The 25,160-nt window shown below is 70.0% G+C and carries 25 protein-coding genes; 12 read left to right on the top strand and 13 right to left on the bottom strand.

From position 1 onward, the window contains the following. Position 1: 1 nt before the first annotated feature. Together L3N39_RS05145 and L3N39_RS05140 are read right to left on the bottom strand one after the other, a co-directional pair. The gene (locus tag L3N39_RS05145; protein ID WP_237256216.1) at positions 2 to 586 is read right to left on the bottom strand and encodes a mechanosensitive ion channel family protein; all 585 of its coding nucleotides are present in this window, start codon (positions 584 to 586) and stop codon (positions 2 to 4) included. Further along, positions 583 to 2,490 carry an ATP-binding cassette domain-containing protein gene (locus L3N39_RS05140; RefSeq protein WP_237256215.1) on the bottom strand — a complete coding sequence of 636 codons (1,908 nt, stop codon included), beginning with the start codon at positions 2,488 to 2,490 and terminating at the stop codon, positions 583 to 585. Before L3N39_RS05140 ends, L3N39_RS05145 begins: the two co-directional genes overlap by 4 nt. 47 nt (positions 2,491 to 2,537) lie before the next feature. Here L3N39_RS05140 and L3N39_RS05135 point away from each other — a divergent pair, with 47 nt between their 5' ends. Then, positions 2,538 to 3,035: a TIGR02444 family protein gene (locus tag L3N39_RS05135; RefSeq protein WP_237256214.1), complete on the top strand. Its 498-nt coding sequence runs from the start codon at positions 2,538 to 2,540 to the stop codon at positions 3,033 to 3,035. On the opposite strand, the gene L3N39_RS05130 is transcribed toward L3N39_RS05135, so the two are convergent. From L3N39_RS05130 to L3N39_RS05090, 9 genes are all read right to left on the bottom strand, one after another. Then, a complete protein-coding gene (locus tag L3N39_RS05130; RefSeq protein WP_237256213.1) occupies positions 3,011 to 3,841 on the bottom strand; it encodes an AlgP family protein in 831 nt (276 codons plus the stop codon). The two genes, L3N39_RS05135 and L3N39_RS05130, sit on opposite strands and share 25 nt — an antisense overlap. Positions 3,842 to 3,942: 101 nt before the next feature. After that, positions 3,943 to 4,410 (bottom strand): sigma D regulator, encoded by a 468-nt coding sequence (gene rsd, locus L3N39_RS05125; RefSeq protein WP_237256212.1) that lies wholly within the window; start codon positions 4,408 to 4,410, stop codon positions 3,943 to 3,945. Between the two features lie 252 nt (positions 4,411 to 4,662). Further along, entirely contained in the window at positions 4,663 to 5,154 is a 492-nt protein-coding gene (locus L3N39_RS05120; RefSeq protein ID WP_237256211.1) for a disulfide bond formation protein B, read from the bottom strand. Positions 5,155 to 5,261: 107 nt separating this feature from the next. Further along, positions 5,262 to 6,482, bottom strand: coding sequence for a heme biosynthesis HemY N-terminal domain-containing protein (locus L3N39_RS05115; RefSeq protein WP_237256210.1), 1,221 nt, complete (start codon positions 6,480 to 6,482; stop codon positions 5,262 to 5,264). Continuing rightward, entirely contained in the window at positions 6,479 to 7,660 is a 1,182-nt protein-coding gene (locus L3N39_RS05110) for a uroporphyrinogen-III C-methyltransferase (protein WP_237256209.1), read from the bottom strand. The genes L3N39_RS05115 and L3N39_RS05110 overlap by 4 nt, the downstream gene beginning before the upstream one ends. A 15-nt stretch (positions 7,661 to 7,675) precedes the next feature. Then, the gene (locus L3N39_RS05105; protein ID WP_237256208.1) at positions 7,676 to 8,446 is read right to left on the bottom strand and encodes a uroporphyrinogen-III synthase; all 771 of its coding nucleotides are present in this window, start codon (positions 8,444 to 8,446) and stop codon (positions 7,676 to 7,678) included. Continuing rightward, positions 8,443 to 9,381 (bottom strand): hydroxymethylbilane synthase, encoded by a 939-nt coding sequence (hemC, locus tag L3N39_RS05100; protein ID WP_237256207.1) that lies wholly within the window; start codon positions 9,379 to 9,381, stop codon positions 8,443 to 8,445. Before hemC ends, L3N39_RS05105 begins: the two co-directional genes overlap by 4 nt. Before the next feature lie 159 nt (positions 9,382 to 9,540). After that, a complete protein-coding gene (locus tag L3N39_RS05095; protein ID WP_237256206.1) occupies positions 9,541 to 10,287 on the bottom strand; it encodes a LytR/AlgR family response regulator transcription factor in 747 nt (248 codons plus the stop codon). Further along, on the bottom strand, positions 10,284 to 11,342 hold the full coding sequence (locus tag L3N39_RS05090) for a sensor histidine kinase (protein ID WP_237256205.1): 1,059 nt from the start codon (positions 11,340 to 11,342) through the stop codon (positions 10,284 to 10,286). Before L3N39_RS05090 ends, L3N39_RS05095 begins: the two co-directional genes overlap by 4 nt. Positions 11,343 to 11,535: 193 nt before the next feature. Between L3N39_RS05090 and argH the strand changes: the two genes are divergently transcribed. The 9 genes from argH (at position 11,536) to L3N39_RS05045 (ending at position 22,674) form a co-directional block, all read left to right on the top strand. Further along, complete coding sequence (argH, locus tag L3N39_RS05085) at positions 11,536 to 12,936, top strand: argininosuccinate lyase (protein WP_237256204.1); 1,401 nt, start codon at positions 11,536 to 11,538, stop codon at positions 12,934 to 12,936. A 47-nt stretch (positions 12,937 to 12,983) separates the two neighbouring features. Further along, positions 12,984 to 14,150, top strand: a complete 1,167-nt coding sequence (locus L3N39_RS05080; RefSeq protein WP_237256203.1) for an NnrS family protein — start codon at positions 12,984 to 12,986, stop codon at positions 14,148 to 14,150. 143 nt (positions 14,151 to 14,293) lie between these two features. After that, positions 14,294 to 16,879, top strand: a complete 2,586-nt coding sequence (locus L3N39_RS05075; RefSeq protein ID WP_237256202.1) for an outer membrane beta-barrel protein — start codon at positions 14,294 to 14,296, stop codon at positions 16,877 to 16,879. A 109-nt stretch (positions 16,880 to 16,988) separates the two neighbouring features. Then, entirely contained in the window at positions 16,989 to 18,149 is a 1,161-nt protein-coding gene (locus L3N39_RS05070; RefSeq protein WP_237256201.1) for a hypothetical protein, read from the top strand. Positions 18,150 to 18,174: 25 nt separating this feature from the next. Further along, complete coding sequence (locus L3N39_RS05065) at positions 18,175 to 18,540, top strand: hypothetical protein (RefSeq protein WP_237256200.1); 366 nt, start codon at positions 18,175 to 18,177, stop codon at positions 18,538 to 18,540. Positions 18,541 to 18,560: 20 nt separating this feature from the next. Next, on the top strand, positions 18,561 to 18,902 hold the full coding sequence (locus tag L3N39_RS05060) for a hypothetical protein (protein WP_237256199.1): 342 nt from the start codon (positions 18,561 to 18,563) through the stop codon (positions 18,900 to 18,902). A gap of 96 nt (positions 18,903 to 18,998) precedes the next feature. Then, on the top strand, positions 18,999 to 19,433 hold the full coding sequence (locus tag L3N39_RS05055; protein WP_237256198.1) for a hypothetical protein: 435 nt from the start codon (positions 18,999 to 19,001) through the stop codon (positions 19,431 to 19,433). A gap of 76 nt (positions 19,434 to 19,509) precedes the next feature. Beyond that, on the top strand, positions 19,510 to 19,755 hold the full coding sequence (locus tag L3N39_RS05050) for a TIGR02647 family protein (protein ID WP_237256197.1): 246 nt from the start codon (positions 19,510 to 19,512) through the stop codon (positions 19,753 to 19,755). 90 nt (positions 19,756 to 19,845) lie between these two features. Continuing rightward, complete coding sequence (locus tag L3N39_RS05045) at positions 19,846 to 22,674, top strand: class I adenylate cyclase (RefSeq protein ID WP_237256196.1); 2,829 nt, start codon at positions 19,846 to 19,848, stop codon at positions 22,672 to 22,674. 44 nt (positions 22,675 to 22,718) lie between these two features. On the opposite strand, the gene rnk is transcribed toward L3N39_RS05045, so the two are convergent. After that, positions 22,719 to 23,123 (bottom strand): nucleoside diphosphate kinase regulator, encoded by a 405-nt coding sequence (gene rnk, locus L3N39_RS05040; protein WP_237256195.1) that lies wholly within the window; start codon positions 23,121 to 23,123, stop codon positions 22,719 to 22,721. Positions 23,124 to 23,250: 127 nt separating this feature from the next. Further along, a complete protein-coding gene (gene cyaY / locus L3N39_RS05035; protein ID WP_237256194.1) occupies positions 23,251 to 23,583 on the bottom strand; it encodes an iron donor protein CyaY in 333 nt (110 codons plus the stop codon). 167 nt (positions 23,584 to 23,750) lie between these two features. Here cyaY and lptM point away from each other — a divergent pair, with 167 nt between their 5' ends. After that, positions 23,751 to 23,891 carry an LPS translocon maturation chaperone LptM gene (gene lptM / locus L3N39_RS05030; RefSeq protein ID WP_237256193.1) on the top strand — a complete coding sequence of 47 codons (141 nt, stop codon included), beginning with the start codon at positions 23,751 to 23,753 and terminating at the stop codon, positions 23,889 to 23,891. Positions 23,892 to 23,903: 12 nt separating this feature from the next. Further along, complete coding sequence (gene lysA, locus L3N39_RS05025) at positions 23,904 to 25,151, top strand: diaminopimelate decarboxylase (protein WP_237256192.1); 1,248 nt, start codon at positions 23,904 to 23,906, stop codon at positions 25,149 to 25,151. The last annotated feature ends 9 nt before the right edge of the window (positions 25,152 to 25,160 follow it).

Genomic DNA, 25,160 nt, shown 5'->3' with positions numbered 1-25,160 from the left:
GTTACTTCTCTTGCAGGTTCTGGTTGAGGAAATGCAGGTCGCCGCCACGCCAGCGGCGTACGGCTTTCTGGAAGAACAGGCTGTTGGGCACCTGCACCAGGGCCCCGGTTCCGGGCTCGGCGACTTCTTCCAGGGTGGTGTAGAGCAGGTTGATGTCGATCACCCGACCCTTGACGATGGGCTTGTCGGCCGCCTCGACCAGCTCGACCACGTCGCCCAGGCGGAACGGGCCGAGCATCAGGATCAGCACCGCGCAGAGCAGGTTGGAGAGCACGCTCCAGATCGCGAAGAAGGCCACCGCCGCCACCGCGACGAAGCCGGAAATGGCCGTCCACAGCACCGCGGCAGAGACGCCGAAGCGCTCCAGCACCATGATCAGCGCGCCCCCGAGGATCAGCCAGCGGATGCCGCCGCGCACCGGCAGCAGCAGCTCCGGCGGCAGCGGGTAGCGGCCACCCAGGCGGGTCAGCGCGCGCACCACCAGGCGTTGCAGCAGGTAGGCGCCCAGCAGGATCGCCAGTACCTGCGCCGCCAGCAGCAACGGGCCACGCCACTCCTGGACGATGGCCAGCAGTTGTTCGTTCATGCACCCGCCTCCAGCTGGCCCTGCAGCTGCTCGAACAGTTCCAGCGCCTCCAGCCAGGCCTCTTCCAGCTCGGCCTCGCGCCCCTTCAGTTCGGCCTGCCGTGCCAGCAATTCGCGCAGCTCGTCCTTGCGCGCGGCCTCGTACAGCTGACTATCGCCCAGTCGCGCCTCGACCTCGGCCAGGCGCTGCTGCACGCTGCCGAGCTCGCTTTCCAGCTTCTCCGCCTTCTTGCGATGCGGCGCCAGCTGCTGGCGCAGCGCCGCCGCCTGTTGGCGCTGCGCCTTGCGATCGGTGCGCTCGCCGACCGGTTCGGCGGCGACCGGTTCCTGCCGCGCGCGGAATTCCAGCAGCCAACGGGCGTAATCATCCAGGTCGCCATCGAAGCCTTGCACGCGGCCGTCGGCGACCAGCAGGAACTCGTCGGTGGTGCTCTTGAGCAGATGGCGGTCGTGGGAGACCACCAGCACCGCGCCCTCGAAGTCCTGCAACGCCAGGGTCAGCGCCAGGCGCATCTCCAGGTCCAGGTGGTTGGTCGGCTCGTCGAGCAGCAGCAGGTTCGGCTTGCCCCAGGCGATCAGGGCCAGGGCCAGGCGCGCTTTCTCGCCGCCGGAGAAGTTGAGCACCGGCTCGTCGCAGCGCTCGCCGCGGAAATCGAAGCCGCCGAGGAAATCGCGCAGGGTCTGCTCGCGCTCGCCGGGGGCGATCCGTTGCAGGTGCAGCAGCGGGCTGGCCGCGGCATCCAGGGCGTCGAGCTGGTGCTGGGCGAAATAGCCGATCACCAGGTTCTCGCCGCGCTGCAGCCGGCCGCCCAGCGGGTCGAGCTCGCCGGCCAGGGTCTTGATCAGGGTCGACTTGCCGGCGCCGTTGGGCCCGAGCAGGCCGATGCGCACGCCGGGCACCAGCTGCAGCTTGACCTTGTCGAGCACCACCTTGTCGCCATAGCCGAGGCGGACTTCCTGCAGATCGAGCAGCGGGCTGGAAATGCGGTCGGCCTCGCGGAAACGGAAGTCGAACGGCGAATCCACGTGCGCCGGCGCCAGCTCCTCCAGGCGCTCGAGGGCCTTGATCCGGCTCTGCGCCTGGCGTGCCTTGGTCGCCTTGGCCTTGAAGCGGCGGATGAAGTCCTCCATGTGCGCCCGCTGCACCTGCTGTTTCTCGTAGGCCTGCTGCTGCTGCGCCAGGCGCTCGACGCGGGTGCGCTCGAACGCCGAGTAGCCGCCGCGGTAGAGCGTCAGCTTGCGCTGCTCCAGGTGCACGACATGGTCGACCACCGCATCGAGGAAGTCGCGGTCGTGGGAGATCAGCAGCAGCGTGCCGGGGTAGCCCTTGAGCCACTCCTCCAGCCAGAGGATTGCGTCGAGGTCCAGGTGGTTGGTCGGCTCGTCGAGCAGCAGCAGGTCGGACGGGCACATCAGCGCCTGCGCCAGGTTCAGGCGCATCCGCCAGCCGCCGGAAAAGCTGCCCACGCTCCGCTCCATCTGCGCGCTGTCGAAGCCCAGGCCGGCCAGCAGCTTGCGCGCCCGGGCGTCGGCGCTGTAGCCGCCGGCGCTGTCCAGCTCGCCGTGCAGGCGCGCCAGGGCGTTGCCGTCATGGGCCGCCTCGGCCGTGGCCAGCTCGGCCTGGATGCGCCGCAGCTCGGTGTCGCCGTCGAGCACGTAGTCGACCGCCAGGCGCTCGAGGGTATCGACCTCCTGGCGCATGTGCGCGATGCGCCAGTCAGGCGGCAACAGGCAGTCGCCACCGTCGGCACCCAGTTGGCCGCGCAGCAGGGCGAACAGGCTCGACTTGCCGGCGCCGTTGGCACCGACCAGGCCGACCTTCTGGCCGGGGTGCAGGGTCAGGTCGGCGCCGTCCAGCAGACGCTGGGGGCCCCGCTGTAGAGAGAGGTTCTGGAGTCGGATCATAATGGCGGCGAAGTCTATCAGCTCGCCTGCGGGGCCAACCCGGCATCATGAAAAAAATCCCCGAACGGCAAGTCCCGGGCCTCTGGCGCTTCGCCCTCGCCTGCTACGCCCGACCGGGCGTCGAAGCGGCCTGCCTGGCGTTGCAGGAACAGGGCGCGGATATCTGCCTGCTGCTGTGCGGCGCCTGGCTGGAAAGCCGGGCGACAGCCTGCACGCCGGAGCGCATCGAAGCGCTACGCGCTATGGCCGCGCCCTGGCAGCAGGCAGTGGTCGCGCCGCTGCGCCAGTTGCGCCGGCAATGGAAACCGGCCAGCACTGGCGACCCGGCGCTGGCCGCGCTGCGCGACCGGCTCAAGCAGCTGGAACTGGACGCCGAGCGCCTGCTGCTCGCGCGGCTGGAGGACGCCTGCCGCGCCTGGGACGACCAGCAGCCGGCGGCGGCGGATTGGCTGGCCGAGCTGAGCCCGCCGGCAGCCGACCGCGCCACGCTGCAGATCCTGCGCGACGCGGCACACCAGGATCAGCTGGCGCCGGGCTCCGACTGAGCGGCACCTTCACTGGCTGCCGGAGCTACCGGTTTGGCGGCCGCACGGGCCCGGCTGGGCTTGCGTGGGTTGGCCGGCTTGGCCGCGGCCGCCGCAGCCGGCTTGGCGGCCACTGGCTTGCGTGAGGCCGTCGCGCGGGGCTTGGCCGCGGCGGAAGCAGGCTTGGTGGAGGCCTTCTCGGCCGCTTTCGGGGCAGCAGACGGAGCAGGTGCCGCCTTGGCTGCGGCCTGCCTGGCTGTGGCGGGCTTGGCAGTAGACGCCCCGGCACTGCTGGACCTGCCGGCGGCCGGCTTGGCTGCGCCGCGGGCGCTGGCAGCTGGCTTGGCGGTGCTTGCCGCGGCGGCCTTGCTCGTGCGCGGCGCCCTCGGCTTGGCGGCCGCCACGCGCGGGCTCGCTTGCCCCGCCGCGAGCTGGCTGGCGGCGGCCGCCGCGCCCTGCTCGACCTCGCGGATGCCGCGGGTCAGTTCCATGGCGGTGGCCACGTCGCGCTTGAGTTCGGCGATATAGGTGAGCATTTCGCCCTGGCGGCCCTGCAGCAGCGCCATGGACGCCTCGAGCTCGTCGATGCGGGCCCGCGCCTTGGCCTGCGCCTTGGCCTTGCCGGCGGTGCCGGCTTCGTCCAGCCGGCCGCGCGCCTTGAGCAGCTTGTCCTGCGCCTTGCCGCGCTGCTTCTCCAGCTTGGCCAGGGTCTGCTCGGCATCGTCCAGAGCCTGCCGGCAGGCCTTGTCGAAATGTACGACCAGGCTGCTGGACAGTTGCTGCAGCAGCTGCAGGGGGGTGGTAGGGGCTTTCTTCTTCGCGGGCATCTGCGTGCCTCCTTGCCGAATGGTGCGCCCCATACTAGACGCCCTGCGGCAGCCCTGCCAGCCGGCCGGGACGGGCGCTGCGCAGCGCCCCGCGAAGCCGGTCAGGCGGTGGCGACCGCCTGCTGCTGGTGCGCGTTGTGCAGCACTTCGATGAGGCAGTCCTCCAGCTCGAAACGCTCCTGCAGCAGCTGGCCGAGGCGCTGCAGCTCGTCGGCCAGGCCGGGGCTGCCCAGGCAGTCGCCGCGGTCGCAGCGATCGTTGAAGGCCAGCGCCACTTCGGTGATGGCCTGGATGCGCGGGTAGATCTGCCGGGCCAGCTCGATGCCGCGCTCGTCGCCGAAGGCCTCGGCCTCGCGCAGCAGCTGCTCGTAGATCTCGAAATGCCCGGCGGACACGTAATCCAGCAGGCGCTCGCAGAATCCAACGAGTGCCTGGCGGGCGTCGGCGTCCTGTTCCAGGCGCAGATGGTCGAAGGCGTTGATCAGTTCGTGACGATCCTGCAGCCAGCGATCGATCAACAGGTGCACACCACCCCAGCGTTCCTGGGCGTTCCGACAGCTCTCGAGCATGTTGACCTCACTTCCCTTATCGAATGGCTATTGGCCCTCGCGGACGCGGTGTCCGCGCATGCACAGCGGGCGATGTGGCGGCGCTGTTTCCGTAACCACAGGGGCAGACTATGCCCCAATGGTGCAACCTTCAAGCGAGGCTGATCGGATTGGCGATACCACGAGGTCGCACGACGCACGCGCACCTCGACAAGAGACCACCGCGGCAGGCGCAGAGTTCGATGGCCTGCCGCGGCGTCGGAAATCGGTGGCTCAGCCGCGACGCAGCAGCTGCCAGCCGGCGAACGCGAGCATGGCGATGAAGCCCAGCAGGCTCCACTCAGGGATGCTCAGCCCGAGCATGGTCCAGTTGACCTCGGCGCACTCGGCGGTGCCATGCAGGACCAGGCGCGCGATCTCCTGGAACGGCAGCGCCTCCATCATGTATTCCAGGCTCGGCAGGCAAGCCGGCAGCTCGTCGGCCGGCACGCTCTGCAGCCAGATCTGGCGGATCGCCGTCACCCCGCCGAACAGGGCGAACAGCCCCGCCAACGCGGCGTAGACGCGCCGACCGGTGGCCGCCGGGCCGTGCAGCGCGGCGACCAGGCAGACCAGGCCGAAGCCGATGACGCAGATGCGCTGGACGATGCAGAGCGGGCACGGTGCCAGCCCGACGACATGCTCCAGGTAGAGCGCCGCCGCCATCATCAGGACACAGGCAACAAAAGCGAGGAAAAACGGCGAACGTGGGCTGGCCAGGTTCATGGCGACTCCGCAGCGGGGAAAGCCCGCTACGGTAGAGGAAAGCGGGAGCGGCTTACAAGCCGTCCCGCACAAAGCCGCGACGCCGTCGCAGCGCCCTGCGCCGCGGCTCAGCGCACCACGGGCAGGCGATGGTCGATCAACCCGAGGCCCTGCTGGAAGCAGCGGTTGCTGCCTTCCACGTCGCCCAGCTGGGTCAGCAGGCGCGCCAGCTCGGCGCAGGTCTCGACGCGATGCTCCAGGCGCAGGCTCGCCTCGAAGTAGTCGCGCGCCTTGCCCCACAGCTCGTTGCGCAGGCTGATGCGGCCCAGCGCCAGCAGCAGATCGGCACTCTGCGCATGGCTCTTGAGCCAGCCTTCGGCGTTGGCCAGCTGGCGCGCCGGCTCGCGCCCGCGCACCCGCCCGTAGCGCTCCACCAGCCGGTCGTCGAAGCTGCGCTTGAGCGCGGCCAGCAGCACCTCCTCGGCCTTGGCCTCGTCACCCAGGCGGGCCAGGCCGTCGGCGTAGGCGCGCACCACCAGCGGTTCGCTGCGCAGCGCCGAGGGCAGCGCCTGCCAACGCGTCTCCAGGGCTTCACGTGCCTGCTCGGGCGTTGCCTCGCCGGCCTGCCCGGCCTGCTCGAGTGCCGCGGTCCAGGCCAGGCGCTCCAGCTCGTCGAGGCGCGCCGGCACCAGCACGCGCTGCTTGCGCAGCTCCGGCAGCAGGCGGCAGAGCGCCGGCCAGTCCTGCAGCTCGACGTAGAGTTGCTGCAACAGCGCCAGCAGTTGCGGATGATGCGGGTGCGCATCGTAGAGCTGGTTCAGCGAGGCGCGGGCTTCATCCAGCTGGCCACGGGCGATCTGCAGCTGCGCCTGGGTCAGGCCGATGGCCAGCGCCGCGTCGGGCTCGCGTTCCTGCGCCTGGCGCAGCAGCTCATCGCTCTGCGCGTGCTCACCGAGCTCGTTGGCCGCGCGTGCCGCCCCCAGGTAGTGCACCAGCGGCTGGCGATCATGCGCGGCGGCGACCTTCAGGTGCGCCAGTGCCTTGGCCCACTGCCCCTCGGCCAGTTCGCGCAGGCCGAGGCGCGACGCCTTGGCCGCACGACGCTCGCGATGGCGGCGCGACCAGGGGTTGACCAGCGCACCGGACAGCTGCAGCACACCGAGCAGCCAGCGCACCAGCAACGTCAGCAGCCAGGCCGCGGCGATCAGCCCGATGAAGACCCAGAACGTCGACTCGTAGCGGAAATGGTCGTAGGTGATCAGCACATAGCCGGCGCTCCGGCTGATCGCCCAGGCGAGAAAACCGACGACCGCGAGCAACACCACGACCCACAGGACCAGGCGCTTCATGCTGGCTGGCCCTCCGCCCCGCGGTCGGCCTCGGGCGCAGGCGTTGCCGGCGCGGACTCAGGCTCGGCCTCGGGGCCGGCTCCGGCCGGCAGCTGCTGTTTCTCGACGTAGCCCTGCAGCGCCTTGAGCGCCGGGCCCAGGTCTGGCAATGGCACTTCCACCTGCTGTCCGGCCAGCTCGCCGAGACGGCGCCGCAGCCCGCTGGCCTGGCCGTTGTCCTCGCTGAAATAGCCGGCCAGCATGTCCTGGGCCTGGGCCAGCGACTGGCGATAGACCTCGGTATTGCCGTTGAGCACCGCCCACTGGGCCTGTTCGATGGCCAGCGACAGCGCCAGGCGCACCTGCGCCAGGCTCTGCCCGGCCAGCAGCGGGCGTACCGCGGTCTCGGAATCGAGGTCGACGCGCACGTAGCGGCTCAACTCGTTGGTCCAGCGCTCCCAGTGGCTCTGGCTGGCGTCCGCGGCCGCCGCCTCGCCGGTGGCGAACTCCGGCGCCAGCGCGCTGAGTGCCGCGGTCTGCCCGCGTAGCGCGCCGAGTTGCAGGAACAGCCCCGTGCGATCGAGCTGCGGCAGGCTGCGCAGCGCCTCCAGGCCTTCGAGCAGCTTCTGTCGCGTGGCATAGGCGCCGGGATCGTCCTGTTTCTGCAGGATCAGGTCCGCTTCATGGACGAGCATTTCCGCGCTCTTGACGTCCTGCATCGCCGACAGCTGCAGCATCGCCATGCGCAGCAGGTGCTCGGCCTCGGCCAGGCGCCAGGCCTCGCGGCTGGCACCGAGGACCTGCTCGACGCGTCCGGACAGGCGCTGCTGGTCGCTCTGCAGCGTGGCCAGCAGGCGCCGGCGCTCTTCCAGCTCGTCGGCTGTGGGCAACTGCTCCAGGCGGCCGATCCGTTCGGCCAGCTGGCGGCCCTGCTCGGTGGAACGCTCGGCCTGCGTCACCGCAGCCTGCGCAGTCTCGGCCTGGCGCGCCTCACGACCGGCGAACTGTTGCAGCTGCCAGAAGGCGTAGCCGCCGAGCAGCACGCCACCGAGGCCGACGGCCAGGGCCAGCGCCGCGAGCCCCTTGCCGGCACCGGCGGCAGTGCCAGCCTTCGCCGGCTTCGGCGTGCTGGCGGGCGAGGGTTTTACCTTCTCGGTCGGCGTTTGTAGCGATTCTTTGTTGGAGTCTGCTTCGCTCACAATTCGATCCTTGCATCAGGAGACGGGTACAGGGGTCGTGCGCAGGGCCGCCAGCAAAGCCGCGGTTCCGGCACCGCGGCAGTCCACCACGTGCTCGGCGCCCAGTTCGCGGGCCATCTGGGCGACACGGGGGCTGGGTACGAACAAGGGTAGTTCACGCAGCTGCGGCCAGGCTTCGGCAGCCAGTTCGCGCAATGATTCCAGGCCCTGCCCGCTGCTGATCACCAGGCCGTTGAGACGCTGCGCCTCGACGACCTGCCGCAGCGCGCCGGGCGGATGCTCTGGCAGGCAGCGCCGGTAGAGTTCGAGGATGTCGACCTGGGCGCCACGTGCACGCAAGGTGCTGGCGAGGTGCTCGCGACCACCCTCGCCACGCAGGATCAGCACCTTCGGGTCGGGCACGGCCAGCGCCTCGGCCAGGCGCGGCACGGCGAGCAGCGCCTCGCTGTCGTCGCCCTGCTCCGGCCAGGTCACGTCCAGGCCGTAGTCGCGCAGGATCGCCCCGGTGGCAGCGCCGACGCTGAACCAGGGCTGGCCGAACGGCGGCTGCGGCCAGTAGCGGTCGACCCGTTGCAGGCCCAGGCGCGCAGCGGGCTTGCTGACCACCACCACCGCGCTGTAACGGTCGAGCTCGAGAATGATGGCGCGCTGCACGGCGGTCTCGGCCAGCGGCTCGATACGGAGCAGCGGCAGGCTGGCGCTGTGGATGCCAACCTCGGCCAGCGCGGCGGCCAGCGCCTGGCACTCTTCGGCCGGCCGAGTCAGCAGCAGGCGCCATTCACTCACGCGTGGCCCGCCTCGCCATACACCGCCTTGAGGATCTGCTCGGCGCCCTGGGCCAGCAGCGCCTCGGCCACCTGCACGCCCAGCGCTTCGGCCTCGGCCAGCGGTGCCCGGCCCTCGGCGCGCAGCAACTGGGTGCCGTCGGGCTGGCCGACCAGGCCGCGCAGCCACAGTTGCTCGCCCTCGAGCACGGCGTAGCAGGCGATCGGCACCTGGCAGCCGCCGTTGAGCCGGCGGTTGAGGGCACGCTCGGCCTTGACCCGCACGGCGGTGGCGTCGTGGTTGAGGCAGGCGAGCAGCGCGTGCAGCTCGTGGTCGCCGGTGCGGCACTCGATGCCCACCGCGCCCTGGCCGCCGGCCGGCAGGCTCTCATCGACACCGATGGAAGAACGTATGCGCTCGCCAAAGCCGAGGCGGATCAGGCCGGCGGCGGCGAGGATGATGGCGTCGTACTCGCCGGCGTCGAGCTTGGCCAGGCGGGTGTTCACGTTGCCGCGCAGGAACTGGATCTTCAGGTCCGGGCGGCGCGCCAGCAGCTGCGCCTGGCGGCGCAGGCTGGAGGTGCCGACCACGCTGCCGGCGGGCAGCGCGTCGAGGCTTTCGAAGGTGTTGGAGACGAAGGCATCGCGCGGATCCTCGCGCTCGCAAATGCAGTACAGCCCGAGCCCTTCGGGGAACTCCATCGGCACGTCCTTCATCGAGTGCACGGCGATATCCGCCTCGTTGTCCAGCAGCGCGGTCTCCAGCTCCTTGACGAACAGGCCCTTGCCGCCAATTTTCGCCAGCGGTGCGTCGAGCAGCTTGTCGCCGCGACTGACCATGGGTACCAGGCTGACCTTCAGGCCCGGGTGGGCGCTTTCCAGGCGCGCCTTGACGTATTCGGCCTGCCACAGGGCCAGGGCGCTCTTGCGGGTAGCAATGCGGATTTCGCGAGACATGGGGCTAGTCCAGAACCAGTGAAATGCCGGCGATGATAGCAGGGCCGGCCGCATCGCTGGGTTGGCGGGAATCAAGGAAAGCGGCCCGGGCTTGCGAGCCGACGCCCCGCGCCGGCTCGCGCCCTGCTCGCCCAGCCTTGCCGCCGCCCGCGCGTGGGCTCACAGGCCCTGCATCAGTTTCCTTACGCCGGCGACATGCCGGCGGCTGACCGTCAGCGCCTCGTTGTCCAGGCCGCGCAGGAACAGCTGGAAATGCCCCAGCGGCGTGCGCTGCAGCCGCTCGATGCGATCGCGATAGACCAGCGCGTTGCGGTGGATGCGCACGAAGCGCTCGCCGAACTCGTCTTCCAGCGACTTGAGCGGCTCATCGAGCAGCACCTCGCCGCCTTCGTGGCGCAGGGTCACGTATTTGTGGTCGGCGATGAAGTAGATCACCTTGTCCAGCGGCACCAGCTCGATGCCCTTGCGGGTACGCGCGCTGATATGGCTGCGCGGCCCGGTGCCGGACACCGCGGCGGGGCGGGTCAGCGCGGCCAGCTGCACGCGGTTGGGACGCTCGGCCTTCTTCAGCGCCTCGGCCAGGTGCTCCGGGCGCACCGGCTTGACCAGGTAGCCGACGGCGCTGACCTGGAAGGCCTCGAGCGCGAATTCGTCATGGGCGGTGCAGAAGATCACCGCCGGCGGTGCATCCATCTCGCAGAGCCGGGCCGCGACCTGCAGCCCGTCCAGGCCGGGCATGCGGATATCCAGCAGCACCACGTCCGGGCGCAGTTCTTCGATCAGCGCAAGGGCTTGCTCGCCATTGCTCGCGGCAGGTTCGAGGACACGATAACCCTCGACGTCAGCCACCAGACGGCTGAGGCGCTCGCGGGCCAGGGGTTCGTCATCGACAATCAGGACGTTCATAGAGTTCTGGCTTCCTGCTTTTGTCTCGCACATGGATAGCGTAGACAGGTGTAGTGGCGGCCATCACGGCGCTCCACGCTGAGACTCGCTGCCGGTCCGAAAAGTGCCGCTAGTCGTGCGTCGATGTTCTGCAATCCCTGGCGTGTACCGCGCGAAACCTGGCCTGGAGCGCTGTCATCGAACGGATTGCTCACCTCGAGCTGGAACACGCCGTCGACGTAGCGGGCCACCACACACACCAATCCACCCTCGATCCGCGGCTGGATGCCGTAGACCACGGCGTTTTCCAGCAACGGTTGCAGCGTCAGCTGCGGAATCGGCAGGTCGCCCGGGACATCGTCGACCTGCCAGTCCACCGCCAGGCGCTCGCCAAACCTGTACTGTTCTATGGACAGATAGCGCCTGGACAGCTCAAGTTCCTCGCGCCAGGGCACCAGCGTGCCGGGCCGCGCCAGGCTGGCGCGGAACAGGTCCGACAGATCCAGCACGGCCTGTTCGGCCCGCGGCGGGTCCACGACGACCAGGCTGGCGATGCTGTTCAGGCTGTTGAACAGGAAGTGCGGGCGGATCCGCGCCTGCAGCGATTCGATGCGCGATCGCAGCTCGGCCTGCTCCTGCCGGCGCCACTGGCTGTGCAAGTAGAAATAGCGTAGCAGCAGCCCCGACATGATCAGGCTGATCAGCGCATGTCGCAGGTAGAGGTTGACCTCGCCGACCCGCCCGAGCGGGCCGGCCAGCTGGTAGATATCGGCCACCGCCGTGCAGGCCAGCGTCAGCCCCACCACCACCGCGCAGCAGACCATGCCGGCCAGCGCCGGGCGCAGCCGGGCCAGGGCCGGGCGCAACAGGCAGACGGTGCCGGCGGCGAGCAGCACGATCCACTGCACGAACAGCGAGGTCAGCGCCAGGCGCATCCAGTCGAAACCGGCCATCATCGGCTCGGCCAGCACCAGCACCAGTACCAGCAGCTCGGCCAGCAGCACCAGGCCCAGCAACGCCTCGGCCTGGCACAGTTCGGGGACGAAGCAATCATCGGTGGCAGCGTTGTTTTTCACGGCGGTGGCCCTGGTTCGACTGGCCGCGAGTTTCCCCACGCCCGCTGCGCACGGCAAGGCGCAGCCTCCGCCGGAACACCGTTTTGCCAGCCAGCTCACCCTTCGCCGGCGCCGGCCGCCGTGCCCGCCCGGCGCGCCATCCCTGCTATCATCGCCGCCTTTCCTCAGCCTTCGGATTTCAGCGAGCGCATCCATGAGCACCGACAAGACCAACCAGTCCTGGGGCGGCCGTTTCAGCGAGCCCGTCGACGCCTTCGTCGCCCGATTCACCGCCTCCGTCGAGTTCGACAAGCGCCTCTACCGCCACGACATCATGGGCTCCATCGCCCACGCCACCATGCTCGCCAAGGCCGGCGTGCTGACCGATGCCGAGCGCGAGCAGATCATCGCCAACCTGAAGGACATCCAAGGCGAGATCGAGGCCGGCACCTTCGACTGGCGCGTCGACCTGGAAGACGTGCACATGAACATCGAGGCGCGTCTGACCGACCGCATCGGCGTGACCGGCAAGAAGCTGCACACCGGCCGTTCGCGCAACGACCAGGTCGCCACCGACATCCGCCTGTGGCTGCGTGACGAAATCGACGTGATCCTCGGCGAAATCACCCGCCTGCAGCAGGGTCTGCTGGGTCTCGCCGAAGCCGAAGCAGACACCATCATGCCCGGTTTCACCCACCTGCAGACCGCCCAGCCGGTGACCTTCGGCCATCATCTGCTGGCCTGGTTCGAGATGCTCAGCCGCGACTACGAGCGCCTGGTCGACTGCCGCAAGCGCACCAACCGCATGCCGCTCGGCTCGGCCGCACTGGCCGGCACCACCTACCCGATCCAGCGGGAAATCACCTGCGAGCTGCTGGGTTTCGAAGCGATCTCCGGCAATTCGCTTGATGGCGTCTCCGATCGCGACTTCGCCATCGAATTCTGTTCCGCCGCCTCGCTGGCGATGATGCACCTGTCGCGCTTCTCCGAAGAGCTGGTGCTCTGGACCAGCGCCCAGTTCCAGTTCATCGACCTGCCGGATCGCTTCTGCACCGGCTCCTCGATCATGCCGCAGAAGAAGAACCCGGACGTGCCCGAGCTGGTACGCGGCAAGACCGGCCGCGTATTCGGCGCGCTGGCCGGCCTGCTGGCGCTGATGAAGGGCCAGCCGCTGGCGTACAACAAGGACAACCAGGAGGACAAGGAACCCCTGTTCGACGCCGCCGACACCCTGCGCGACTCGCTGCGCGCCTTCGCCGACATGGTCCCGGCGATCAAGCCCAGGCGCGAAATCATGCGCGAGGCGGCGCTGCGCGGCTTCTCCACCGCCACGGACCTGGCCGACTACCTGGTGCGCAAGGGCTTGCCGTTCCGCGATTGCCACGAGATCGTCGGCCATGCGGTGAAGTACGGCGTGCAGACCGGCAAGGACCTGGCCGAGATGAGCCTGGACGAGCTGCGCCAGTTCAGCACAGAGATCGGCGATGACGTCTTCGCCGTGCTGACCCTGGAAGGCTCGGTCAATGCCCGCGACCACATCGGCGGCACCGCGCCGGCCCAGGTGCGCGCCGCCGTGGCCCGCGGCAAGGCGCTGCTGGCCGGCCGCACGGCCTGAGGACGGCGGCGGCGTCCGCCTGCCGGACGCCGCCGCCTGCACCCGTCATGTCGCCGCGCCCGCCACGCCAGCCCTTTGCCAGCGACTGGTTCTTTCCCGCCGCCACGCTGTACGCCGCGCTTGCCCTGCCGGCCTCGGTCCTCGTCCTGTTCGGCTGGCTGCCGGCGCTCCCCGGCCTCGCCACACCGGCCGGCCATGCCCGCGAGATGCTCTTCGGCTACGCCCTGGCCGTCGTCGCCGGCTACCTGCTCGGCCCACAACCGCGCCGATTGCTCCTCCTGCTGCTCGGCTGCTGGCTCCTGGCACGCCTGGGCAACCTGCTCTGGCCGGGCGGCGCGCTGGCGCTGCTGGCCTCGGCGGTCTTCGCCGCCGGCCTTGCCTGGCGGGTACTGCCGCGCTTCATCGGCGCCGCGAAGAAATGGCGCAACCAGATGGTCGCGCCGACGCTGGCCGGGCTCGCCCTGCTCAGCGCCGTGCTGCCCTGGCAGAGCGCCGCGCTGCTGCCCAGCGACCTGCGCCTGGCCGGCCTGACCCTGTTCGCCGCGCTGCTGTTCTTCATGGGCGGGCGCATCATCGCACCGGCCCTGGCCGGGCATGCGCAGAACCACGGCTGGCGGCTGGAGGCGCGCGTGCAGCCGCAGCTCGAAGGGGCCGTCCTGCTGTTGTTTGGCGGGGCACTGCTGCTGGCCTTCAGCCCCTGGCCGCTGCCGCGCCGGGTCGCCGGCGGGCTGCTCTGCGCCGCGGCGTTGCTCGCCGCCGTCCGCCTGCTGCGCTGGCAGCCCTGGCGCTACGGTGCGCGCCGCGACCTGCAGATGCTGCTGCTCGGCTACGCCTGGCTCGCCATCGGCCTGGTGCTGCTCGGCGCGCCGCTGAGCGCCGGCCACGAGCCGCCGGCCGGGCTGCTGCACGCCCTGACCGTCGGCGCGCTGGGCACCCTGAGCTTCTCGGTGATGGCGCGCACCTGGCTGCTGCAGCGCCTGCGCGACGCCAATGGCCGGCGCTGGATCCACCCCTTCGCCCTGCTGCTCAGCCTGGCGGCCGCCGTGCGAGTCCTGGCGCCAGCGCTGGGGCTGGATCATCCCGGCTGGCTGCTGCTCGCCGCCGGCGCCTGGTCGCTGGCCTTCGTCGCGCTGGCCATGCTGTTCTGGCGCACCCGGCATGGCGGCAGCCGGCGCAGCGAGCGACACGCCTCGCAGCACGCCGCGACGAGCTGACGCCCCTGAAAACGCAGCGCTTTGATAAATGTCAGCCCGCCGCGAATGCCGCTCCCCTAGCTTGAAGACCAATACAGACGTAGCCGCCCAGCGGCGCGCCCGGCAGTGCTGCCGGTGTCATCAGCCATCAGGGGGATGGGCTCATGGGTCGGCTACTGATCGCCACACTGGTGGCCCTCGCAGCGTCCGGCAGCTGCCTGCAGGTCGCCGCTCAGGAGTCGGACCCTGCCGCGGCCAAGCGCCCGGCCCCGCGCGAACTGCGCGAATTCCCCGGCTTGCAGTGGGGCCCGTTGCTGGCATTCCCGGAACTGACCTTCTCGGCGACCCGCGACGACAACGTCTATGCGCAGCGCACCGGCGAGGTCGAGGACAACGTCTACACCCTCTCGCCCTCGCTGCTGCTGCGCTCGGACTGGCAACGCCACGCCCTGAGCCTGGATGCCGGCGGCGATTTCGACCGCTACCAGGACCGCACCGCAGAGAACGTCGACGACTACTGGCTCGGCCTCGACGGCGACTATGACCTCGGCGAGCGGACCCAGCTGTTCGGCGGCGTGCGGCATACCCGCGACCACGAGGACCGCTACGTCGCCGGAACCCCCGGCCCGGACCAGCAGAAGGAACCGACCCGCTACGACCACCAGGAGGCGCACCTGGGCCTGGCCAGCGAGCCTGGCCGGCTGCGCCTGCGCGGCGGCGTGACCTTCGACCGCTACGATTTCGAGGACGCGACGGCCACCACCGGCACGCGCATCGACAATGCCTACCGCCGTCACGAGCTGGTCTCCCTCGGCCTGCGCGCCGGCTACGCGCTGGGCGAGCGCTACGAGCCCTTCGTGCAGTACGCCACCGACCGCCGCCGCTACGACGCGCCGATCACCAGCACCGACTTCAACCGCGACTCGGACGGCTACCGCGCCGCCGTCGGCCTGCGCTTCAACCAGCCGTCCCGGCGAATCGCCGGCGAGCTGTTCGCCGGCACCCTGCGCCAACGCTTCGACCACGCAGGCTTCGGCGACGTGAGCAGACCCTACTTCGGCGCCCAGCTGGCCTGGCGACCGGACCCGCTGGTACGGGTCGACCTCTACGTCGACCGCTCGCTGGAGGAAACCACCGTCGCGCTCGACGACCGCTATGCCGCGGCGACCCTCGACACCACCTACGGCGTGGAGATCGAGCGCAAGCTCGGCCCCCGTCTCTCGGTGGTCGCGCATGCCGCCTATACCGACAGCGACTACCTGAGCTACCCGCGCCAGGACAAGGTCACCGACGCCGGCGCCGGGCTGCGCTACTACCTCTCGCCGACGCTGTTCGTCGGCAGCTCCCTGCGCGTGGTCGACCGCGACTCCAACGAGCAGGATGGCGAATACCGGCGCAGCCAGCTGAGCCTCAGCCTCGGCTATACCCCCGGCCGCTCGGCCAGCTACCGCCTGCCGGCGGCGCTACAGCAGGGCCACCTGCCGGCCTTCACGCCGCTGCCCCCGGATGGCCTGTTCGACGGCTTCTACGGCGGCGCCGGGCTGGCCCACGGCACGCTGTTCACCGAGACGTCCGGCAGCCGTGGCGATGGCGGCCTGGATATCAGCCCGCACGGCGCCGATGGCCTGGGCGAGGTGCTGTTCTTCGGCTATGGCCGCCAGTTCGGCCGCTGGTACCTGGGCATCGAAGCCGAAGGCGAAACCAGCCAGGCCGACTGGGCCTTCAGCAAGAGCAAGCCCGACGCGCGCAGCAGTTCGCTGGACAAGGGCGACAGCTACGGCCTTGGCCTGCGCGGTGGCTACGTGGTGGACAACGGCAGCCTGCTCTACCTGCGCGCCGGCCGCGTGAAGACGCGCTTCGACAGCTTCTACACGATCAACGACCTGGTCGCCGCAGCCGGCAACCGCGACGATCGCCAGTCCGGCAATCGCCTCGGGCTGGGTGCCGACATGCCCGCCGGCGAGCGGCTGTTCCTGCGCATGGAATACGTCTACAGCGACTACGACGCCTATCGGGTCGCCTACCGCGACGATGACGGCGCAACGTCCGAGCGCTTTGCGGTCGAGGAAGGCCAGCTGCGCCTGGGCCTGGGCTGGCGCCTCGGGGCGGCGCCGACCGCCGTGGCGCTGCGGCCGGCAGTGCGCGGCTTCTACAGCGGCGCGCAGATCGGCCACGGCGGCGTCGACTCGCGCCTCGAAGGCCGTCATTCGGAGTCCGGCGAAGCGCTCTTCTCGCAACCCTACGCCGGCGACTTCGCCGGGCTCGGCGGCGTCTACGGCGTGTTCCTCGGCTACGGCCGCGACTTCGGCCGCTGGTACGCCGGCCTGGAGGCGGAGATCGACACCGCCGACATCGACTGGATGCATCGGCGCGACACCCGCGGCGCCGGCGGCCGCGACTTCTCGGTGGAGAAGAAGAGCGACTACGGCATCGCCCTGCGCCTGGGTTACAGCCTGCCCAGCGGCACCCTGCTGTACGGCCGCGCCGGGCCGGTGCGCGGGCGCTTCAACACCACCTGGGCGAAGGGCAACAACCCCGACGCCAACATCGATCGCAGCTACAAGGCCGATGGCATCCGCTACGGCGTGGGTGCGGAGATCCCGCTCGGCGCGCTGACCTTCGTGCGCCTGGACTACACGCGCACCCGCTACGGCAGCTACCGCTTCACCACCGGGCATGGCAGCCCGGACGAGATGCAGTTCGAAAACCGCGAAAGCCTGTTCCGCCTCGGGCTGGGCTGGCGGTTCTGAGTGACAGGGGCGCGAAGGGCATCGCGCCTGGCCCGTCGGCCCACGGCCGACCGAGCATGCCGCCCGGCGCACGTCGCCGGACATCCGATAGCCGAGTGGAGTGACCATCATGCGCAGCAACCATCCCGACAAGAATCGCTTCATCCTCGCCGGCAGCGCGCTCTGCGTCGCGCTCAGTCTGCCGCTGGCCGGGCTCGCGCTCAGCGCCGCCACCCCCGTCGCGGCCGCCGAGCACGGCGGCGCCCAGGCCGGCAGCGGCGCGGGCGGTGCCGGGCGTGGCGGCCCCGGCGAATCGGCCAAGGGCGGCCAGCACGCCGGCGGCGGCAAGGGTGGCGGCATCACCAACAAGATCTTCCGCCCCGCGGTGGGCGAGGAGGAGGACAGCGACCGTCCGGAGTGGGCCGGGGTCAAGGGCGGCAAGGCCGGCGGCGGCGGCAAGCCGTTCGGCGCCGGGGTGAAGAAGGGCGACCTGTACGGCGACATGTACGTGCTGCTGCGCGACGAGAACGGCGAGCCACTGCTCGACGAGAGCGGGGCCGAGCTGGTGGTGGCCTTCGTCTACGAAGGCACCACTCTGGTGCCGCTGCTCGACGGCACCAGCCTGGTCGCCATTCCGCGCAACGAGGAAGGCGACCTGCTGACCCAGGTCACCCTCGGCGACACCACCTACGACGTCTACCCTGCCGAGGTCGAGCTGGGCCGGCTGAGCGTCGGTCGCTCGCCGTCGAAGGTGCTCGACCACTCGCTGGATGAAGCCATCGCCAAGCTGGCCAGCGCCGAGGTCATCGCCCTGGATGCCACCGGCCGACTGACCGCCGATGGAGTGACCATCGACTCGCCGCTGGAAAACCTCGCGCTCTACGTCAGCTACATGACCAGCGGCACGCTGCCGCAGAACATCACCCTGCCGGAGGCCTTCGACGCCGCCGCACTGCTGGCGGCCGCGGCGGACAAGACCGGCTCGATCTCGGTGGACACGGTCATCTACATGAACTCGATCCTGGGCATCAACTCGGGCGAGACCTACTACGACTTCAGCACCTACGAGTATGACCGCGAGGCGACCTGGAGCGACAAGACCGTGCAGGTGCTGGTCTTCGACGAGGCGAACAACGTCTACGTGCCGACCACGGTGAACCTCTACGAGGTGGTCTTCGGCTCGACCGACTGGAGCGACCCGACCACCGACGGGGGGGCCGACGACTTCGCAGCGGCGGCCAACGACTACCTGCAGGCCATCGAATTCGTCCACGACAACGAGGTGCGCTGACCGCCGGGGCAGCCAGGAGAACGCCATGAACATCCGTCCGAGCGCCTTGCTGCCCGCCGCCGCACTGGCCGCCGCACTGGCCGCGGCGTGGCTCGGCGGGCCGCTTGCCGTCCAGGCCGCCGACGACCATGCCAGCCACGACAGCGGGCACGGTTCCGCAGGCGCAGGCAAGGGCCCCAAGCACATGGGTGGCCGCAACCCGGGCAGCAGCCACAGCGACCAGGCCCACGACGAAGGCAGCCACGCCGGACATACCGGCGGCCCGGGCGGCAGCAAGTCGATGGAAAGCAAGGTATTCGACAAAGGCCGCGGCAAGGGCCCGACGTACATGGGCGGCCAGCCGCGGGACGAAGCGTCCTCGCACCACGACGGCGACGAACACATCCACTGAGCGACACAGGAGAAACCCGCATGAACAAACTCACTTCGGCCATCGCCCTTGGCACGCTGCTGCTGGCCGGCAGCGCGCTGGCCCAGCAGGCCGGCGGCGACAACGAACCGGTCTATGGCTCCCAGCTGATGACCCAGCAGGAACGCCTGGAATACCGCAACCGCATGCGCGAGGCGAACTCCCTGGAGGAACGCGAGCGCATCCGCAACGAGCACCACGAACGCATGCGTGAACGGGCCCGCGAGCGCGGCGTGACGTTGCCGGAAACCCCGCAGGCTGGCCGTGGCATGGGCCAGGGGATGGGGCAAGGCATGGGGCCTGGCGGCGGCGCGGGCGGTGGTGCCGGCGGCGGCGGTCGCTGAGAAGCCTGCAGCGAGCCCCGCCGGCGCGGGGCTCGCTTGCCTGGCGCCCCGTTGCGCGCTATCAAGGGCGGACCCTGCAGCCGAGGAAAAACCGCCATGACCGAATCAGATCGCCCGCGCTTTCGCGTCGACGCCGATCGCCAGGCGCCGAACCGCCGGGTACGCTACGTCGAAACCAACCGCCCGGATGACGGCAGCTGCACCCTATGCCAGCTCGACGAAGAGAATCCGGCCCCGCTCGACGGAAAGCCCTCCATGTCCCAAGACAACCACAGCCCCGACGAAGACGAGGCGTTCGCCCAGTCCACCCTTATCCAGGCCATCGAGAACCAGCTCGAGAGCGGCGAGCCGCCCGCCGTGCAGGCCACGCTGAACAAGCTCACCCTGGTCGGCTACGAGCGCGAGGAAAGCCTGGAGATGATGGCGCTGGTGCTGGCCGACGAGATCCAGCAGATGCTCGCCGAGGATCGCGGCTTCGATGCCGTGCGCTACGAACGGCTGCTGCGGGCGCTGCCGGAGCTGCCCGAGTAGACCCAGGTCAACCGCGCCCGGTGATCTGCATCTACACTCAGCGGACCGGGCCGCGGCCCATCTTCGAGGAGTCGACATGTCCTACACCCCCGAGCTGGTCGCCGAGCTGGAAATCCTCGGCCTGTTCAACCTCGACAACCACCTGGAAGGCCTGAAGGTCCACCACGATGCAGCCCCGGCCGCGGTCGCCGCCGCCAACCGGCTCCACCGCAAGGGCCTGACCACCCAGCCCGACGGCGGCTACCTCACCAGCCTCGGTCGTGATGCCGCGGAAAACGCCCAGGCGCTGCTCACCATCCTCAACGGCCCGGCCAACCGCTGAGCGCCAGGACGCCCCGGCGCGACGCTTCGGGCTCAAGTCGCACCGGCCACGGCCGATGAAGGTCCGAACCCGCACCCGAAACGAACGGCAATGACCTGCTGCCCGAAGATAGAGCCGATCCTGGAAGAGGGTATCGACCGCAAGCTGCTGGCGACGCTGCGCGCGCGCTTTCTCTCGCTCAACGAGGCACGCCTGGCGCGCGCCCTGCAGGGCCAGTCGAGCCGCCAGCAGCTGGTCCTGCGCCTGCTGCCGCTGCTGTTCCACGTCAACCATCCGCTGCTGCCGGGCTACGTCTCGGCGGCGACGCCCGCCGGCCTCAGCGGCTTCGAGCCCGACGCCGAGCTGCTCGCCGAGGCCCAGCGCCTGGCCCGCTCGTTCGCCTACAAGCCGCTGCGCCACCGCCCGCCGCAACCGATCCTCGCGCTGTTCGCCATGGGCAGCCTGGGCACCGTCGCCCAGGAAGAAGGCAGCGACCTGGACATCTGGGTCTGCCATGACCCGGCGCTGGACCAGGCGCAGCTCGCCGAGCTGACGCGCAAGTGCGAGCTGCTGCAGGGCTGGGCGAAGCAGCAGGGCAGCGAGGCGCACTTCTTCCTGATCGACCCGCAGCGCTTCGCCAGCGGCGAGCGCCAGACGCAACTGAGCTCCGACGACTGCGGCACCACCCAGCACTACCTGCTGCTCGACGAGTTCTATCGCACCGCGCTCTGGCTCGGCGGGCGCATCCCGCTCTGGTGGCTGGTGCCGGCCTACGAGGAATACCGCTACGGCGAGTATGTCGCGACCCTGCTGGAGCGGCGCTTCATCCGCGCCGAGGACGTGCTCGACCTCGGCCACTTGGCGCAGGTCCCGCCCGGCGAGTTCGCCGGCGCCGCGCTGTGGCAGCTCTACAAGGCGCTGGAGTCGCCCTACAAGTCGCTGTTCAAGCTGCTGCTGACCGAGGTCTACGCCAGCCAGCACCCGCGGGTGCGCTGCCTCGCGCTGGACTACAAGCAGGCGGTCTACGACGGCCGCCTCGAGCTGGACGAGCTGGACCCCTACATCGCCGCCTACCGCGCCATCGAGGGCTATCTTGCCGGGCACGCCGACCGCGGGCGCCTGGAACTGGCACGCCGGGCGCTGTACCTGAAGATCAACCGCGCGCTGAGCCGGCCGCCGCGCAACCGCAGCAAGAGCTGGCAGCGCCTGCTGGCCGAGCGCCTGACCCGCGACTGGGGCTGGGACGAGCGCCAGTTCGCCCTGCTCGACCGCCGCAGCCAGTGGAAGGTGCGCCAGGTACTGCAGGAGCGCAGCGCACTGGTCAACGAGCTGATCTACGGCTACCGCTTCCTCAGCGACCTCAGCCGCCGGCTGGATGCCGCCAGCCCGATCAGCCGCCGCGACCTCAGCGTGCTCGAGCGGCGCCTGCAGGCGGCCATCGCCCGCAAGGCCGGCAAGGTCGAGGCGGTCAACCTGGGCATCTCGCCGGACATGTCCGAGGACAGCCTGACGCTGCTGCAGGCCCTGGACGCGGCCGGCGAACCGAGCTGGTCGCTCTACGAAGGCAGCCTGACCGCCGCCGACTGCACGCACTTCGCCCCCCTGCGGCGCATGCCCGAGCTGCTGCCGCTGCTGGCCTGGGGGCATCGCAACGGCATCGTCGACAGCGGCACGCACATCTCCCTGCATCCGGGCGACAGCGGGCTCAGCGAGGCCGAGCTGTTCGGCATCCTCGCCGAGCTGCGGCAGACCTTCGCCCTGCCGCTGCCGCCGGTCGGCGAACAGGCGCTGCTCGATCCACCGCAGCCGCGCCAGGTGCTGCTGCTGCTCAACATCGGCCTGGATCCGTTCAGCCTGCTGGCACCCCAGCATATGCCCGACAGCGCCGAGCAGAGCGACCCGCTGGGCTACGCCAGCGGGCGCGAGAACCTGGTGCTGAGCATCGACCAGTTGGTGCTCAACAGCTGGAACGAGTTCGAGGTCAGCCGCCATACCGGGCCGCAGGCGCTGGCCGAGTGCCTGCGCACGCACCTGGCCAGCCTGCCGGCCGGCGGCGACTGCGGCTTGCAGGTGCGCTGTTTCTCGCGCAACCGCGGCCAGGCCATCGCCCGGCGCGTCGCCGAGCTGTGCCTGGATGCGCGCCGCAGCCTGGCCACCGCGCACCGCTACCTGCTACAGATCCGCCAGCGCTTTCACCTCTTCGAGCGCCGCGGCGACGACGTGCTGCATACCAGCCTGGCCGACCGCGCGGCGCTGCTCGAACACCTGGGCGAGGCCCATCCCGACAGCCAGCCGATCCACCTCGACCGGCATGCGCTAAAGGGCGACGACCTGGGGCTGATCCTGCCGCTCGGCCGCGCGGATTGCCTGCAGGTGTTCTATCGGGTCCGCGGCGACATCGCCGAGCTCAGCGTGCTCGACGAGCGCAACGCACTATGGATGCAGCGCTGGCCCTACCGCGACGAGCAGCGCCTGCTGATGCCGCTGCTGCGCTTCCTGCGCGCGATGATCGATCGACGCAACGCGCAGCGCTCGCTCAGCAGCCCGGCGCGGGCGGCCGACAGCGAGATCCTGCTCTACCGGATCCGCGCCGAGGCCGGCCAGGCGCCGCAGGTCGAGCGCCGCGCAGTCCCGCAGGACGAGCCCGGCGACCCGCTCTACGACGTGCAGGCGATCGTCGAATCCCGCGAGAACGGTCGCAGCAGCATCACGCTGTACTGCAATCACCAGGAATTTTCCGGGCTGGAGCACGGCAGCCGGCTGTTCGCCGCCGTCGCCGAGTACATCCTCGCGCAGCGGCGCCCGGGCGAGCGCTACCCCTGCTACATCACCGACCTGGATCTCTCCGGCCTGCAGGGCAAGGGGCGCAGCCAGACGGTGCACTACCTGCGCTACAAGGCGCGGCTGGAAGTGGCGCTGAACCAGGCGCTGCGCGCCTGACGCGCGCCGGTGGCGACCCTGCCCGAGGGAGCGACGGGCCGCGATCAGAACGGATCGCCGGCGGCTTCGGGCTGGTACTCGACCGCCAGCAGGGTCAGTTGCAGCACCTTGCCTCCCGGGGTCGGCCAGTCGATGTGTTGGCCGACGCTCATCCCCAGCAACGCGGTGCCGACCGGCGCAAGGACCGACACGGTGCCTTCCTTGCCGGCATCGTGCGGGTACACCAGGGTCAGGTGGTAGTCCTTGCCGCTGCCTTCCTCGCGGCAATGCACGCGCGAGTTCATGGTCACCACGCCGGCCGGCATCTCGCTGCGCTCCACGACCTGGGCCCGCGACAGTTCCTGCTCCAGCGCCTCGGCAGCCGGGCCGTAGTCGTCCAGGCCATCGAGCATTTTCTCGAGCCGCTCGAGATCGAGTTTGGTGAGGATGATGGGCGGTGCGCTGGTCATGATCGTCGGTTTGCTCCTGTTCGGCGAAGTCGTAAAAAAGCAAAACCCCGCCCGAAGGCGGGGTTTTGTGACCTGCACCGGACCCTAACACAGCCGCCCAAATAAGCAAGGGGCTGCCCTCGGGCCCTCAGAGTTCGTCGAAGTCGAGCGCCTCGCCGCCCTGCTCGCGGGTCGCCCGCTCCAGCAGTTCGCCCAGGCGCTCGCCGCTGCTGTCGCACAGCCAGGCCTGCTCGTCCTCGTCGAAGTCGAAATGAAAACCGCCCGAGCGTGCCGCGACCCAGAGCTGGCGCATCGACGGCTGGCGGCTGACGATCAGCTGGCTGGCGTTGGCAAAGCGCACGGTCAGCACGCCGCCGGCATTCTCCAGATCGACATCCAGGCCACTGTCATCGAAGGCATCCTCGATGCGTTGCTGGGCGGCATCGACCAGGTCGTGATAGCGGGCTTCGCTCAGGCTCATGCGGGGGCTTCCTCCTGTGGTGCGGCACCTGGCCGCGTTGGACTGGCGGCGAGCTTAGCAGCCGACGCGCGCCCTAGCGAGGCGCGGCCGGCCGCGTGCCTTGCATAGGCAATGCGCCGGGCGCTGGGTATACTCCGGCGATTAGATTTTCCAAGGATTCCAGCCCCATGAAGCGTTTGCTGCTTCCCCTCGTCGCCCTGGCCGTGCTGGCCTCGGCACTCAGCGCCTGCGGCCAGAAGGGCCCGTTGTACCTGCCGGACGACGAGGCGGCCGTCAAAGAACGTTCCAAAGACCGTTTCGAACTCTAAAGGACGCAGCTCATGGAAGCCTTCTCGTACCGCGACGGTCAGCTGTTCGCGGAGGGCGTGGCACTGTCCGCGCTGGCCGAGCGTTTCGGCACCCCCACCTACGTCTACTCGCGCGCACACATCGAGGCGCAGTTTCGCGCCTATGCCGACGCCCTCGGCGACATGCCGCACCTGGTCTGCTTCGCGGTCAAGGCGAACTCCAACCTCGGCGTGCTGAACGTGCTGGCGCGCCTGGGCGCCGGCTTCGACATCGTCTCGCGCGGCGAGCTGGAGCGCGTGCTGGCCGCCGGCGGCGAACCGCAGAAGATCGTCTACTCCGGCGTCGGCAAGAGCCGCGACGACATGCGCCGCGCGCTGGAAGTCGGCGTGCACTGCTTCAACGTCGAGTCCACCGAGGAGCTCGAGCGCCTGCAGCAGGTCGCCGCCGAACTGGGCAAGACCGCCGCCATCTCGCTGCGGGTGAATCCGGACGTCGACGCCCAGACCCACCCCTACATTTCCACCGGGCTCAAGGAAAACAAGTTCGGCATCGACATCGAGCAGGCGCCGGCCGTGTACGCCCGCGCCGCCGCGCTGCCGAACCTGGAAGTGGTCGGCGTGGACTGCCACATCGGCTCGCAGCTGACCAGCCTGCCACCGTTCCTCGATGCGCTGGACCGCCTGCTGACCCTGGTCGACCACCTGGCCGGGCAGGGCATCGCCATCCGCCACCTGGACCTGGGCGGCGGCCTCGGCGTGCGCTATCGCGACGAGCAGCCGCCGCTGGCCGGCGACTACATCGCCGCGGTGCGCGAGCGCATGCAGGGCCGCACGCTGACCCTGGTGTTCGAGCCGGGCCGCTCCATCGTCGCCAACGCCGGGGTGCTGCTGACCCGCGTCGAATACCTCAAGCACACCACGCACAAGGATTTCGCCATCGTCGATGCGGCGATGAACGACCTGATCCGGCCGGCGCTGTACCAGGCCTGGATGAACGTCGTGCCGGTGCAGCCGCACGAAGGCGACAGCCGGCGCTACGACATCGTCGGGCCGATCTGCGAGACCGGCGACTTCCTCGCCAAGGACCGCGAGCTGGCCCTGGCCGAGGGCGACCTGCTGGCGGTGCGCTCGGCCGGCGCCTACGGCTTCGTCATGAGCTCGAACTACAACACCCGCGGCCGCGCCGCCGAGGTACTGGTCGATGGCGACCAGGCCTTCGAGGTGCGCCGCCGCGAGACCCTGCAGGATCTCTACGCCGGCGAAAGCCTGCTGCCTGCCTGAGGCCCGACT

This window comes from Pseudomonas oligotrophica (assembly GCF_021726475.1).
In the GTDB taxonomy this organism is placed as follows: Bacteria; Pseudomonadota; Gammaproteobacteria; order Pseudomonadales; family Pseudomonadaceae; genus Stutzerimonas; species Stutzerimonas oligotrophica.
Note: the sequence above shows the minus strand (reverse complement) of the source record. Positions and strands in the feature narration are given on the sequence as shown.

Bases quoted from the DNA above. Each gene is read 5' to 3' on its own strand.
- L3N39_RS05145 (WP_237256216.1), bottom strand. From the start codon at position 586: ATGAACGAACAACTGCTGGCCATCGTCCAGGAGTGGCGTGGCCCGTTG.
- L3N39_RS05140 (WP_237256215.1), bottom strand. From the start codon at position 2,490: ATGATCCGACTCCAGAACCTCTCTCTACAGCGGGGCCCCCAGCGTCTG.
- L3N39_RS05135 (WP_237256214.1), top strand. From the start codon at position 2,538: ATGAAAAAAATCCCCGAACGGCAAGTCCCGGGCCTCTGGCGCTTCGCC.
- L3N39_RS05130 (WP_237256213.1), bottom strand. From the start codon at position 3,841: ATGCCCGCGAAGAAGAAAGCCCCTACCACCCCCCTGCAGCTGCTGCAG.
- rsd (WP_237256212.1), bottom strand. From the start codon at position 4,410: ATGCTCGAGAGCTGTCGGAACGCCCAGGAACGCTGGGGTGGTGTGCAC.
- L3N39_RS05120 (WP_237256211.1), bottom strand. From the start codon at position 5,154: ATGAACCTGGCCAGCCCACGTTCGCCGTTTTTCCTCGCTTTTGTTGCC.
- L3N39_RS05115 (WP_237256210.1), bottom strand. From the start codon at position 6,482: ATGAAGCGCCTGGTCCTGTGGGTCGTGGTGTTGCTCGCGGTCGTCGGT.
- hemC (WP_237256207.1), bottom strand. From the start codon at position 9,381: ATGTCTCGCGAAATCCGCATTGCTACCCGCAAGAGCGCCCTGGCCCTG.
- L3N39_RS05095 (WP_237256206.1), bottom strand. From the start codon at position 10,287: ATGAACGTCCTGATTGTCGATGACGAACCCCTGGCCCGCGAGCGCCTC.
- argH (WP_237256204.1), top strand. From the start codon at position 11,536: ATGAGCACCGACAAGACCAACCAGTCCTGGGGCGGCCGTTTCAGCGAG.
- L3N39_RS05080 (WP_237256203.1), top strand. From the start codon at position 12,984: ATGTCGCCGCGCCCGCCACGCCAGCCCTTTGCCAGCGACTGGTTCTTT.
- L3N39_RS05075 (WP_237256202.1), top strand. From the start codon at position 14,294: ATGGGTCGGCTACTGATCGCCACACTGGTGGCCCTCGCAGCGTCCGGC.
- L3N39_RS05070 (WP_237256201.1), top strand. From the start codon at position 16,989: ATGCGCAGCAACCATCCCGACAAGAATCGCTTCATCCTCGCCGGCAGC.
- L3N39_RS05065 (WP_237256200.1), top strand. From the start codon at position 18,175: ATGAACATCCGTCCGAGCGCCTTGCTGCCCGCCGCCGCACTGGCCGCC.
- L3N39_RS05060 (WP_237256199.1), top strand. From the start codon at position 18,561: ATGAACAAACTCACTTCGGCCATCGCCCTTGGCACGCTGCTGCTGGCC.
- L3N39_RS05055 (WP_237256198.1), top strand. From the start codon at position 18,999: ATGACCGAATCAGATCGCCCGCGCTTTCGCGTCGACGCCGATCGCCAG.
- L3N39_RS05050 (WP_237256197.1), top strand. From the start codon at position 19,510: ATGTCCTACACCCCCGAGCTGGTCGCCGAGCTGGAAATCCTCGGCCTG.
- L3N39_RS05045 (WP_237256196.1), top strand. From the start codon at position 19,846: ATGACCTGCTGCCCGAAGATAGAGCCGATCCTGGAAGAGGGTATCGAC.
- rnk (WP_237256195.1), bottom strand. From the start codon at position 23,123: ATGACCAGCGCACCGCCCATCATCCTCACCAAACTCGATCTCGAGCGG.
- cyaY (WP_237256194.1), bottom strand. From the start codon at position 23,583: ATGAGCCTGAGCGAAGCCCGCTATCACGACCTGGTCGATGCCGCCCAG.
- lptM (WP_237256193.1), top strand. From the start codon at position 23,751: ATGAAGCGTTTGCTGCTTCCCCTCGTCGCCCTGGCCGTGCTGGCCTCG.
- lysA (WP_237256192.1), top strand. From the start codon at position 23,904: ATGGAAGCCTTCTCGTACCGCGACGGTCAGCTGTTCGCGGAGGGCGTG.